The sequence below is a fragment of the Rahnella sp. R3(2024) genome, assembly GCF_042920125.1.
Lineage (GTDB): Bacteria > Pseudomonadota > Gammaproteobacteria > Enterobacterales > Enterobacteriaceae > Rahnella > Rahnella rivi.
Genome location: NZ_JBHGBU010000002.1, coordinates 219,091 through 232,055 on the forward strand (window position 1 = coordinate 219,091; position 12,965 = coordinate 232,055).

Annotated in this window: 11 protein-coding genes; 7 read left to right on the forward strand and 4 right to left on the reverse strand. The window is 52.0% G+C overall.

Annotation, left to right across the window (positions count from 1 at the left end):
- Positions 1–32 precede the first annotated feature (32 nt).
- From ABSH60_RS21480 to fabV, 5 genes are all read left to right on the forward strand, one after another.
- Positions 33–2,414 (forward strand): DMSO/selenate family reductase complex A subunit, encoded by a 2,382-nt coding sequence (locus ABSH60_RS21480; RefSeq protein ID WP_390976067.1) that lies wholly within the window; start codon positions 33–35, stop codon positions 2,412–2,414.
- Positions 2,411–3,031 (forward strand): DMSO/selenate family reductase complex B subunit, encoded by a 621-nt coding sequence (locus ABSH60_RS21485; protein ID WP_217204398.1) that lies wholly within the window; start codon positions 2,411–2,413, stop codon positions 3,029–3,031. The genes ABSH60_RS21480 and ABSH60_RS21485 overlap by 4 nt, the downstream gene beginning before the upstream one ends.
- 2 nt (positions 3,032–3,033) lie before the next feature.
- Positions 3,034–3,879 (forward strand): DmsC/YnfH family molybdoenzyme membrane anchor subunit, encoded by an 846-nt coding sequence (locus tag ABSH60_RS21490; protein WP_390976070.1) that lies wholly within the window; start codon positions 3,034–3,036, stop codon positions 3,877–3,879.
- Positions 3,879–4,754, forward strand: a complete 876-nt coding sequence (locus ABSH60_RS21495) for a 4Fe-4S dicluster domain-containing protein (protein ID WP_390976073.1) — start codon at positions 3,879–3,881, stop codon at positions 4,752–4,754. The genes ABSH60_RS21490 and ABSH60_RS21495 overlap by 1 nt, the downstream gene beginning before the upstream one ends.
- A 197-nt stretch (positions 4,755–4,951) precedes the next feature.
- On the forward strand, positions 4,952–6,148 hold the full coding sequence (fabV, locus tag ABSH60_RS21500) for an enoyl-ACP reductase FabV (RefSeq protein WP_390976075.1): 1,197 nt from the start codon (positions 4,952–4,954) through the stop codon (positions 6,146–6,148).
- 149 nt (positions 6,149–6,297) lie between these two features.
- On the opposite strand, the gene ABSH60_RS21505 is transcribed toward fabV, so the two are convergent.
- The 3 genes from ABSH60_RS21505 to ABSH60_RS21515 all read right to left on the reverse strand — a co-directional run bounded on the left by ABSH60_RS21505 (position 6,298) and on the right by ABSH60_RS21515 (position 8,650).
- On the reverse strand, positions 6,298–6,603 hold the full coding sequence (locus ABSH60_RS21505; RefSeq protein WP_056779759.1) for a DUF1471 domain-containing protein: 306 nt from the start codon (positions 6,601–6,603) through the stop codon (positions 6,298–6,300).
- 346 nt (positions 6,604–6,949) lie between these two features.
- Positions 6,950–7,870 (reverse strand): nucleotidyl transferase AbiEii/AbiGii toxin family protein, encoded by a 921-nt coding sequence (locus tag ABSH60_RS21510; RefSeq protein WP_390976077.1) that lies wholly within the window; start codon positions 7,868–7,870, stop codon positions 6,950–6,952.
- A gap of 6 nt (positions 7,871–7,876) precedes the next feature.
- A complete protein-coding gene (locus tag ABSH60_RS21515; RefSeq protein ID WP_390976079.1) occupies positions 7,877–8,650 on the reverse strand; it encodes a type IV toxin-antitoxin system AbiEi family antitoxin domain-containing protein in 774 nt (257 codons plus the stop codon).
- Positions 8,651–9,216: 566 nt separating this feature from the next.
- Between ABSH60_RS21515 and ABSH60_RS21520 the strand changes: the two genes are divergently transcribed.
- On the forward strand, positions 9,217–10,494 hold the full coding sequence (locus ABSH60_RS21520; RefSeq protein WP_136376949.1) for a PTS ascorbate transporter subunit IIC: 1,278 nt from the start codon (positions 9,217–9,219) through the stop codon (positions 10,492–10,494).
- Positions 10,495–10,581: 87 nt separating this feature from the next.
- On the opposite strand, the gene ABSH60_RS21525 is transcribed toward ABSH60_RS21520, so the two are convergent.
- Positions 10,582–11,847, reverse strand: coding sequence for a glycoside hydrolase family 10 protein (locus tag ABSH60_RS21525; RefSeq protein ID WP_217204429.1), 1,266 nt, complete (start codon positions 11,845–11,847; stop codon positions 10,582–10,584).
- 635 nt (positions 11,848–12,482) lie between these two features.
- On the opposite strand from ABSH60_RS21525, the gene ABSH60_RS21530 reads away from it, so the two are divergent.
- Entirely contained in the window at positions 12,483–12,818 is a 336-nt protein-coding gene (locus ABSH60_RS21530; RefSeq protein ID WP_056779774.1) for a hypothetical protein, read from the forward strand.
- The last annotated feature ends 147 nt before the right edge of the window (positions 12,819–12,965 follow it).

Genomic DNA, 12,965 nt, shown 5'->3' on the forward strand with positions numbered 1-12,965 from the left:
TGGGATGATCTTTTCCTTTTTGAGCCAATGTTATGAAAAATAAAGATAGTTGTGACGTAGTGTCAAACGTTACCCGGCGCGACTTCGTCAAGATCAGCAGCATGGTGGCTGCGCTTCCTCTGGTCGGATTCAAATTCAGCCACGCAGCCGGTCAGGCTGCGATTACTCCTTCTGAGTTATCCTCTCCGGCGGTCAACGTCGTCCCGACGTGCAGCACCTTCGACTGCGGCGGGAAGTGCGATATCCGCGCGCACGTGCAGGACGGTGCGGTCATTCAGATCACCACGCGGCCTGATGCCGAGCTGGACCCGGCCATGCCGGTAATGCGCGCCTGCGTCCGTGGCCGGAGTTATCGCAAATTCGTCTACCATCCTGATCGTTTAAAGTATCCGATGAAGCGGGTGGGCAAACGCGGCGAAGGCAAATTTGAGCGGATCAGCTGGGACGAGGCGACAACGCTTATCGCCGACAATCTGCAACATATTACCGAAAAATACGGGCCGTCATCGCGCTACGTCCATGTCGGGACCGCGGTCAGCGGCGGTACTTTCTCCGGCGACACCATGGCCCGCCGCTTGCTGAATCTGACCGGTGGTCATCTCGGTTATTACCATTCTGTCAGTATGGGCAACACCGGCGCCGCGACGCCTTATACCTATGGCACGGCGGCGAGCGGTAACACGCTGGATACGCTGGCCGATACGCCGCTGGTGATCCTGTGGGGGCATAACCCGGCAGAAACCGTTTTCGGGCACACCAATCATTATTTTCAGCAGATGAAGCAGAAGGGCACGCGTTTTATCGTGGTCGATCCGCGCTATTCAGACACTGCGTCTTCGCTGGCGGATGAATGGATCCCGCTGCGCCCTTCTACCGATAACGCGCTGATGGACGCGATGATGTACGTCATCATCAGCGAAAATCTGCATGACAAAGCCTTCATTGAGCGCTACACGCTGGGCTTTGACGAAAGCACAATGCCTGAAGATGTGCCTGCCAACGAATCACTGGTGTCCTATCTGAACGGGGCAAAAGACGGCATCGTGAAAACCCCTGAATGGGCCGAAGTGATCACCCACGTTCCGGCGCAGACCATTCGCCAGCTGGCGCGGGATTATGCAACCACCAAACCGGCGGCGCTGATCCAGGGCTGGGGTCCGCAACGGCATAACTGCGGCGAACGCACCGCACGCGGCTCCACGCTGCTGGCCACAATTACCGGCAATGTTGGGATCAAAGGCGGCTGGGCGGGCGGTTACGGCGGCATCGGCAACCGTAAGTTCACCACAGGGCCGGAAATGCCCGACAATCCGGTAAAACAGAAAATCTCGGTGATGAACTGGGTGCAGGCAGCGGATGACGCGAGCCTTGTCACGCCCCAGGACGGGCTGACCGGCGGCGAAAAGCTCGACAGCAATATCCGCATGCTTTTCTCGCTGGCGGGAAATTATCTGGCTAACCAGAACCCGGACATCCATCAGGCCGTGAAGGTACTGGAGGATGAATCCAAAATTGAATTTATTGTTGCCAGCGATCTGTACCTGACGCCAAGCGCTAAATATGTCGATCTGCTGCTGCCGGAAACCAGCTTTATGGAACGCTGGAATATCGGCGAAACCTGGGGCACCGGCAATTACCTGATGCTGTCTGAAAAACTGATTGAGCCGCCATTTGAAAGCCGGTCGGATTACGACTGGTTGCGCGAGGTGGCCGCGAAACTGGGGGTTGAAAAGGAATTCAGTCAGGGGCGAAACGAGAAGGAGTGGATTGCGCATATCTGGGAAAACACCCGTCTGGCGATGCCACAGGAAACACTGCCGACCTTTGAACAATTGCAGGTGACCCGCCGCCATCTTTTCAAAAGCGCGCCGTACGTGGCGTTTGAAGACAATATCCGCGACCCGAAAAATCATCCTTTCCAGACACCTTCCGGAAAAATCGAGATCTTCTCCCGCAGGCTTTATGACATGCATCATCCGGAAATCCCGGCGCTGTCGCACTATGTGCCCGCCCACGAAGGGCCGGAGGATGTGCTGGCGGCGCGATTCCCGTTGCAGCTTATCACCTGGAAAGGCAAAAACCGCGCCAACTCCACGCAATATGCCAACCCGTGGTTGCAGGAAGTGCAGACGCAAAAACTGTGGATCAATCCCGCGGACGCCCGGCGTCGCGGTATTGCGCAGGGCGACAGTGTGCGGATCCACAACGACCGTGGCGTGACGCAAATTCCGGCGGAAGTCACCCAGCGGATCATGCCCGGCGTGGTGGCGATGCAGGCCGGTGCCTGGTGGCAGCCGGATGCCAGCGGTGTCGATCACGGCGGTTGCGCCAACGTACTCAGTTCGGCGCGCATTACCGCGCTGGCGAAAGGGAATTCCCATCAAACCATGCTTGTGGAGGTTGTTAAGGCATGAGTCAGTTTATTGATTATCCACCGGTCAGTGACCGTCAGCTCGGTTTCTTTATTGATTCCTCCCGTTGCTCCGGCTGCAAAGCCTGTCAGGTTGCCTGCAAAGATAAAAACAATCTTGACGTCGGCAGGCGCTTTCGCCGTGTTTATGAAGTGAAAGGCGGCGGTTTTATCCCCACAGGGCAGGGCGGAATGACGAATAACGTGTACGCCTACACGCTGTCTATTTCCTGTAATCACTGCAAAGACCCGGTTTGCACCAAAAACTGTCCGACGACGGCCATGCACAAACGCCCCGGCGACGGCATTGTGCGGGTGAATACCGACAAATGCGTGGGCTGCGGATATTGCGCGTGGTCGTGCCCTTACGGCGCGCCGCAGCTCAATGAGCAGACCGGGCAGATGTCGAAATGCGATTTCTGCGTCGATCTTCAGGCCGCCGGGCAACAACCGGTGTGCGTCGCAACCTGTCCGCTGGGGGCGATCAAGTTCGGCCCGATCGATGAATTACGGGCGAAATACGGCAGCCTTTGTGATGTGCAGGGGCTGCCAGATTCCGCACTGACTCACCCCAGTCTGGTCATCAAACCGCACCAGGGTGCAGAAAAAGGGAGTCTATAATCATGCAGGAATGGCCACTGATCGTCTTTACGTTGCTGATCCAACTTTCCGTTGGCAGCACCGTTTTCACCACATTCACACTGGTGTATGCCGCTGACCGTCTGCACGTGCAGGAAAAATGGCGCGTCGCCGCACCGGCTATGTTGCTCGCTTTCATCGCCGGTGCGCTGGGACTTGTCGCGTCAACAGCGCATCTGGGCTATCCGCTCAATGCGTTTCACGCGCTGAGCCACATCGGCAGTTCCTGGCTGAGCAGGGAAATTGTCTTCGCCAGCCTTTATCTCGGGGTGCTGGGGCTGACAACGCTGATTGCGCTGGTGTCAAAACGCGTGGTGATATCGTTTCTGTTGCTTGCTTCGCTGCTGGGCCTGATTGATCTCTTTTGCATGAGCGCGATTTACGTGCATGCGTCTGTCGCGACCTGGATGCACATCAATACGTACGTGATGTTTTATGGGAGCGCGCTGAGTCTGGGCGCGATCACCGCGCTGTGGCGGATTTCGCGCTGCCCCTGGCTGCCCTGGCAACGGGCGCGGAGGATCGCGGTGTTCTGCGGTGGCATACTGATCGCGGTTACACTGGCGCGCCTGCTGGAACAACCGGTGTATCTGGCGTATCTGAACGGGGTGAGCCGTGATGCGGTGACCTTCCCGCATCAGCCGCTGGTTGCCTTCGCGCAGTCCGGCACGTTGCGCCTGGTGGCGTGGGTGATACTGACCGCGGGCACGGTCATCACGGCGCGCAGCCTGCAAACCCACCGCATTGGCCGGTTGCAGCTGCTGACCGGTGGCGCGGCGGTGTTGCTGGCAGAAATCATGCTGCGTTTTAACTTCTTCAGCATTCACTGATGAGTGTGTTTTTGCCTGATGCCCGCCCGGACCAAATCAGCGCCGGGCGGGCCTGCGTGCGCAATACGGTGAAAAACAGCCGCTGTGTGGCCTGCGCCGACGTCTGCCCGACCGGTGCGGTTACGCTGAACGCAGAAGGCACGATGGTAATCAATCCGCAGGCCTGTATCGGCTGCGGATATTGTCTTTTCAACTGCCCGAGCGGTTCTCCGGAGGGCATTGCTCCGGCTACACGGCATTATCGTGGTGACCGGCTGGTGATGCCGCTGAGTGCCGTCGCGCCATGCCCTGAAGAACTGCTGATCTGGCACAGTGAATTTGGCATCCGTTTTGTTGAGATGGACGCGGACAGCGCGGCTGGCTGGTTTCAGGCCGTCGCCGCGCTGAACGTTCGTCTCAGACACATGCAGGAACCGCTGTGGAATATTGTTCCGCCATCCCCGCAAACGCTGAACGGCGCACGCCGCCGCTGGCTGCATCTGAAAAATGAAGGCGTTTCAGCGGGCAGCGTACCCGTCGGACGCCACGCCAGACGCGCCCGTTTCACGCAGTTCAGCGAGTTTCGCCCTGTTATCGCAACAGAAAGCTGCTCGCTGTGCGGTGCCTGCAGCCGGGTGTGCGCTGAACAAGCCATCCGGCTGGATGCGCAGGCATTGACGCTGGACCCGGTAAAATGCACCGGCTGCGGCAACTGTGAGGCAGTGTGCTTTGACGCTGCGTTATCCGTACAGGAAAGCAGCGAAGGGACGTCAGAGGTTTACCCGCTTGAACACGCCGAATGCCGGGTGTGCCATCGCCAGTTTCCCGCCTGGACTGCTCAGGAAAAGGCATGCCCGGTTTGCCGCCGTCATGCTTTTGGAATGCGTGAGGCGTGAAATGAAAATCCCGGCGGAACTGGGTTACACTTCAGGGATCACTTTTGGTTCACTTTTTAGGCTTTTGGCTGAAAACGAGCCTGTTTTCACTTCAGAGAAGTCTGTTTAGCGGGCGATGGAGCGTCAGGTTTTGCCTGAAACGGCGCAAACCTATATTCTATCGGCCAATTTACTGAGACAGTTGCAATGAGGTCTATATGATTATCAAACCACGCATCCGTGGCTTTATCTGTGTTACTGCCCATCCGGAAGGTTGCAAGGCGAACGTTAAAGAACAAATCGACTACGTTACCGCTCAGGGCAAAATTGCCGGCGGTCCGAAAAAAGTCCTGGTGATCGGCGCTTCTACCGGTTACGGCCTCGCTGCCCGCATCTCTGCTGCTTTCGGTTCTGACGCTGCCACGCTCGGCATCTTCTTCGAACGTGCTGGTGATGAATCCAAAACCGCGACCGCAGGCTGGTACAACTCCGCGGCCTTCGAAGAATTTGCGGATGCAAAAGGTCTGTATGCGAAAAGCATCAACGGCGACGCGTTCTCTGATGAAGTGAAGCAAAAGACCATTGAGCTGATCAAACAAGATCTCGGTCAGGTTGATCTGGTGGTTTACAGCCTGGCTGCGCCGCGCCGTACCCATCCGAAAACCGGTGAAGTGTTCAACTCCACTCTGAAACCAATCGGTAAGCAAGTCACCATTCGCGGTATCAATACCGACAAAGAAACCATCAACGAAACCACGCTGGAACCGGCAACGCCTGAAGAAATCGCAGGCACCGTGGCCGTTATGGGCGGTGAAGACTGGCAGATGTGGATCGACGACCTGAAAGCCGCCGGTGTGCTGGCTGACGGCGCGAAAACCACAGCCTTCACCTATCTGGGTGAAGAAGTGACGCAGGACATCTACTGGAACGGTTCTATCGGTGAAGCGAAGAAGGATCTGGACAAACGTGTTCTGGATATCCGCAGCACACTGGCAGAGCAGGGCGGCGACGCGCGTGTTTCCGTACTGAAAGCCGTGGTGACTCAGGCGAGTTCTGCCATCCCTGTGATGCCGCTGTACTTGTCACTGCTGTTCAAAGTGATGAAAGAGAAAGGCACTCACGAAGGTTGTATCGAGCAGGTTTACGGTCTGTACAAAGACAGCCTGTACGGCGCTGAGCCGCTGGTGGATAACGAAGGCCGTCTGCGCGCTGACCTGAAAGAGATCGCGCCAGAAGTACAGGACGAAGTGGGCAAACTGTGGAATGAAGTCACCAATGACAACATCCCGGAACTGACCGATTTCGTCGGCTACAAAAGCGAATTCATGCGTCTGTTCGGTTTCGGCCTGAACGGCGTGGATTACGCTGCAGACACCAATCCTGACGTGAAAATCAAACATCTGATCCAGATGTAATTTGGTTTTACGCTAAGCGATGCTGAAAGCCCATTCCCGCTGCAAAGTGGGGGTGGGTTTTTTTATGGCAGCATAAAAAAGGGCGCATCCTGCGCCTTTCCTTCATTTCTTACACATTGTCCGGCAAGCCGTGCGGCCATTCTGAAACATCAGTCATAAGCCAGTTTATGATTAATGTTGTAAACAGTGGCGGTAGCCGCCATAACGTGCTGCTGATCTTTACCCGGTTTGTGCGATTCCACATTGGTAATGTGATAGCCGACCGCACCCGCCGCTAACGCTTTTTTAACAAATGCGTTGTTGAGTTCTTCCATGGACGTTGCCCATGACACCGTTGTCACCCCTACAGCCTGCAGTGAGGAAATTTCACGATGCGATAATCCTGAGCGGATTAAGACAGGTTTGACATCCTTGGGAAAGAATATAGACAAGACATCATTTACTAAGCCTTTCATGATTTTATTCCTCATTAGTTCATCTTCAGGTTCGGGCGTATAGCCGTGCTACTCATTCATTTCGTGACTTGCGGGAATAAGAATTCGAGCGGGCACAACTCTAAGAAACACCTTTTCATGTAACGACGTTTAGCTTTAATTGCTAATTAGTTGTTAAGAAAACTTCCGTCACAATTAACGCGATCTCTAAAGAGGATGCTTTCACTTAGTTACAGGTTCGGTACTTTTGACATGAGCACCGCAAAAGGCAATTACGGTGGCCGGAATGATAATAACCAGACAGTTTCCGTTCGCTTGAAAACATGGACAGATTTTTGTCCGAAGATAATTCAGTTCATATCGAGGGTTACATGATTTTTTCAAGAACTGTCCTCAGTTGATTCAGTGCTTCTGCGTGTTTATTTGCTGGCATATTCGACAGATTTTGTTGCTTCCAGCGTACTGCGGGCAACTTATCTATGTTATCCAGGCCCAGCAAATTCCAGTCAGGATCTCTGTTTTTGAATGACAGTAAAAATGTTCTTTCATCTGTAGTCATTTCAGCATGGATTTGCTTAATCAATTGTTTGCGCACGGCGAGCAATTCATCCAGCGGAACATCTTTATCTGCCATGCTGCGAAATTCACCCTCATAGATCCCGGCGATGTCTTTTAAATGTGGCCGCAGTAACTCGGCGATAGGGCGTGAATGACTGATGATATAAACCATCAAAGCTTTACGCAGTAACGGAGTGAGGCCCTCATTGTCGAGTAAGAATTTGATGTCAAACAAATCTCTTGGATGTTGACGGTCGAGCGCCGCGCAAATTTTTCCGGCATAGAGATCAGCAAATGACACCACTGAAACCTCAGCAAAGCCAAACTCATTTTCCACCGTCTCACAGACAGGGAGAAGGGCCGGTTCATATACGGTTCCTCTTAATACCGGTGAGAGTTCAATCTTTATCATGACCCCGTTACGTATAACCGTCAGCCGCAATGCATCATCTTTATCTTCGTAGGACTTACGGACTTTGCTGCCCGGGAGGGTAACGAGTATAGAATGAGCAATATTATCTAATGCAGACTTGATACCCCTGAGGGAAGCATCCCGCTCCAGTACGGGCAAATACACGAGATCGATATCAACAGATAAGCGGGGAAAATCACGTATAAAAAGATTGATTGCCGTCCCCCCCTTAAGTGCAAAGCAATCGTGTTTGGCAATAAGAGGAAGCAGCTGTAACAGCAACTGCACCTGTTTGTAGTAAATACTTTCCCTGTCCATTCTTGATTACATATCCTTGGGTACGGTGATATTCCAGGTGGTGTCCAGTCTGCCGGAATGAGCAATCACCCGCTTTCCGCTGCCTAGCTCATACTGTTCAGGCTTAAGGTATTTTAACCAGGCGTGGTTATGGCGCTCTGCCAGCCAAAGGAAGAGACGTTTTGATCTGATACTGCAGTTTGCCAGTAACAGCGGTTCAAGTTTGCGGGGAGAGAGGGTGAAAAGCCCCTGCATGATTTGGTCCACATGTTCAAAACTGATGTTTTTCGGTACATCTGCGAGAAGTTCAATTATGGCTCTTTCTGGCCCGGAATAGTGCAGCGGCGGCAGTGATTGTCGCCATTGGCTTTCGCGGAGATATGCTGCATTTTCAATGATGCTGTCGGGCCATAAACGGCGTGTGCCGCGCCATTCAAAATTCGCGCAGGCAGTGATTTTGTTTAACCATGCCGGTGGCGAACCTGCAGAATAAAGGCTGACAGGTACGATCTGATTTTTAATCTGATAGTGTGCTAAACCTTCCAGATTCAACGCCGTAATCCCCCCCACAGTGATGAACGCAGGTTGCATACGCTGAAGAGAAGATACGATGCCTTGCCAGCTTAAGGGTGTTTCATCACAAACATACACACCCGGAACGAGCATCCGCAATGTCCTGCTTTTAACCGCATTATCGATAAAATGCAGGTCTAATCCTTGCTGTTGAAGCCATGCTTTTGTAGCCACCAAGCCTGAGGGCAATAACGTTTTGAGTCGTTGTCTCGCATCGGTATTAAGCATACAACCCCTTTTGTTTATGAAATTCACAATTCACGGCGATTATTGCCGTGAATTTTATAATATGTAAACCGAATGCGACTCAATTTTGTTCTTGTAGGATATTGCGGGCGGACTGTAGCTCAGCTTAAGTCGCTAAACCAACTGGCTAATGATGGAAGTAAGAGATGCTTTCCAGAGAAATTTTGTGTGTTGCAGCGGATTACATCCGCCGTCGCTTCAGACGGCTTGAACCAAAACGACAGGTAATTTGACGACATCCGCTAACGAATGGCCATAAAGGAACATATGACCCGTTAGCTTTCAGCAAAACCCTGTTAACTGCCTTCCAAAACGGATTCAAATATATTCCCTCCTGTACTAATTGCGACTCAGTTCACATCATCTCTTGTTAGTGATCTATATAAAACATCAGTCCAAATAAAAAGAAACAGCGGTTCATTAATTTATCTTCACATTATATATGAGCAGTGATGAGTGCGAATGTTGATTTTATGTGAATTTAAAGTTTTTAAAAAATAACAAGTGCCGCAATTTTCAAACAATAAAATTCAATACAAGAGGGGAAGATGGATATATTTCTGAGTTTGGTTAGAACGCCGGCGGTGATAATTGCGATTATTGCTTTTCTGGGGTTGCTGTTTCAGAGGGCATCCGTATCCAGAATAATCACGGGTACGGCGCTTTCTTTCATCGGATTCACCATGATCAAGGTCGGTGGTTCAATCCTGATGAAAGTGTTAACGGCGTTTAGTACGTTGTTTTCCAGCGCTTTTGACATTGTCGGCGTGGTGCCCAGCAACGAAGCGATCATGGCCGCAACCATAGATCAGATTGGTTCCACCGCAGCGATTATTTTGCTTTTCTCCATGGTGATAAATATTCTTCTGGCCAGATTTACCCGCCTGAAATTTATCTATCTTTCGCTGCATCTGGTGCTGTTTATGTCCTTTGCATTAACCGCGGTACTGATGCAGTTAGGCTACAGCCATTATCCAATCATTATCATCTCGTCGATATTTATCGGCTTCTATATGGCAGCCTCACCCTTCTTTCTTAATAAATTTAGCCGTGAAATCATCGGCTCAGATGAATATGCGATTTCCCATGCCGCGATCTCGTCTTACATTATTGGTTCTTATATGGGGAAATGGTTCGGCAATAAGAAAACCGACACAGAACATCTCAAAATCAGTAATAAATTCGACTTCCTTCGTGAACCCAATATCGCCACATTGCTGACGATGTTAGTTCTGCTGTTGATCTCCTGCGTTTTCGCCACGCAACCGCAGATCAAAACTGCCATGACGCTGGTGTACGGGGCGGGCGCGGCAGATAAGAATATGGTTATTTTCATTCTTGAACAGTCAGCCGTGTTTGCCTGCGGACTTTATTTAGCGAAGGCGGGCGTTAACTTATTTACGGCGGAAATCGTACCGGCCTTTAAAGGATTTTCCCGAGTCTTCGCGCCCGGCGCTGTGCCGGCCGTTGATGTGATGGTGCTGTTCACCAAAGCGCCGAATGCCACGCTGATTGGTTTTCTGGTGAGTTTCTCAGTGGAACTGGTGTGTATCCTGATTTTTCCGTTTATCGGATTGCCGATTATTGTTCCTGGCATCATGGCGAGCTTTATTACCGGCGGCGCTGCGGCCATCTTCGGTAACGCGACCGGCGGGTTCCGTGGCGCGGTCATCGCCAGCGGCATCAACGGGCTGTTGTTGTGTGTTCTCCCTGCGCTGACCCTGCCGCTGTTTGCTCATCTCGGCGCTCAGGGTGTCACTTTTGCGGACCCGGATTTCACCCTGTCTTCCCTGCTGATAGATCATCTGCTGCGTCTGTTTAAATAACAGGATGTAAAGAAAAAGCCGCCTCAGGCACTGAAGGCGGCTTTTTTGCCATGCGGAAAACCAATGAGGCGCTGACGAATTAGCCGGTCAGCTCCCCCAGCGACTTTTCAGATAACGAACGGCTTCCTGCGTCTGCGGCTGGTTGAGATAGTTCTCTCTGAAGAGAATGGTGCCCTGGATTTGGGGTACTGCGTCGTTTAAATCCAGCTGTTTTTTCAGTTCCGGCACGCCGCCGTTAACCATCCAGTCGGGTTCATTTTTTGAAGGTTCGCCGATTTTGTACAGCGCGATGCCAATATAAAGGCGCGTGTGTGTCGGTTTGACCACCTCAGCCCACCAGCTAGCCAGTACGTCATAACGCGCGGCTTTGCGCGAGAAAGGCCAGTACAGCTGCGGGGCAATGTAATCAAGCAATCCCTGCTGAACCCAAAGACGGGTATCGGCATAAGCTTCGTCATAGGCCGCTGCGCCTTGCGTGCGGGAACCGGCCGGATCGTGCGACTGATTGCGCCATACACCAGCCGGGCTGACGCCAAACTCGACGTCCGGTTTGAGCTGTTTAATGGTGCGGGAAACCTGCTCGATCAACTGCTGGGTATTGTGTCGCCGCCAGTCCGCTTTAGAGGCAAACCCCTTGCCATATTTTTGGAACGTCAGGTTGTCGTTGAGGCTGGAGCCGGGGGATTCCGTATAGAAATAATCATCAAACTGCACACCATCGACAGGATAACGGGACACCACTTCAGCGACAATGCTGGTGATCCAGTCACGTGCATCGGGGATACCGGGGTCGAGCACAAAGCGATCGCTGGCGGTGCGGATCCAGTCGCGATGCAGGACAAAGACACTGGCCGGGTTCAGGGTCAGGGTATTATTGAGTTCCGCCACGGTGGAAGATTTGGTGTTAACCGAAACCCGATACGGATTAAACCAGGCGTGGACTTTCATGCCACGCTTGTGCGCTTCATCAAGCATGAACTGCAACGGATCATAGCCAGGATCCTGACCAATTTTACCGGTCATCATGTCTGACCACGGCAAAATTCTGGACGCCCACAGCGCAGTACCATCAGGTTTTACCTGGAAAAATACGGTGTTGATACCCAGCGTTTTCAGTTTATCAAGCTTATCCGTCAGCGCTTTTTTCTGCAGGCTGATGCGCAGGGCAGGGCTGCTGACATTGACGGAGGCCACCGGTGGCCAGTCCAGACGAGAAACCGTGGTCAGCCAGACGCCGCGTACCGGTTCCTTATCGTGGGTGGTTTTACCCGGCAGGGGCTTGGTACTGACCGGCGGAAGTGGCGTAACCAGAGACTTCGGCGGTTTGGAAGAACAACTGGCCAGCAAAAGCATGGCAGCCACCAAAGCAATGCCATGCTTCACTTTTTTGAGTGGAAGAACGCTGAGAGAGCAGACGATGGTAGACTCCGATTCTGTAAGGTAGTCGCTCGAAAGGAGACATTGTCTGTTTATGCCGCGTAAAGTCAATATCTTAGACACAGGGGTCACGCCCCCGCCGTGCCACTCAGTTATCCGAATCTCTTTTTAAACCTTTCCTTGCTGATTTTTCTCTCCATTTTGCCATTACAGCCTGGGCACAAATGCTGCTTTTTCCCTTCTAATTCCCATGTGTAATATTTGCGTTTAAACGCGATATTACACACATCGCACCGTCTGGGTTTTAACGCCGCGATAATGAATGAAATCAGAATCACCGCTCCAACTATCCATACAGACGTTTCCATAATAATGTCGGTTCCTTAATCCATGATGAAAAACAAGAGATGAAACTGCGCCATAAACCTTACAAGAAAAGGGGGTATCTGTAATTACCCATCTTACTCACCTCTTTTGACTTCATACCTCGCCTTTTGCCTGGTCACCACTGCGCACCCTGAGAAAGAATCGCCTATGTTTAACGTTCTGTTATCAGTTTTACGCTGTCCCGCAGGAATAACGCTTAAGCGGAAACACAGGATGAAAAGGATATGCTCAGAAAAAAAACCAATGCCAGGCTGGACGAAGATATTTCGGTGCACATATTTACCGCGTCGGCGGGAATGGTCGGCGTATGTATTACGGTCATCGGGATTTTTCAGGTTATTACCACTCTCAGACGAGAAGGGACGCTGGGCGATGATTTGCTGGCAATTAACGCCATTTTGTATCTGGCTACCACAATCATGTCTTACTGGGCGCTGAGAACCCGCGGGCAGCGTCGTAATGTGGTGCTGGAAAAAGTGATCGACATTCTTTTTCTGGTCGCGCTGACCTTCACTACGGTCGTCGCGGGTGTAATTACCTGGGCGATGACCTTTACATGAAGCTCTCTCCTCTGATCTTGTATTCGTATTAACACTACGGCTGGCATCAGAGGTAAAAGTCTTTTAGATAAATCATCAGAACAGAGTGGTGAAATATCTGACACGCTGATCAGGGATTTATCTTTGTCATTCAAAGCGGTTATTGGC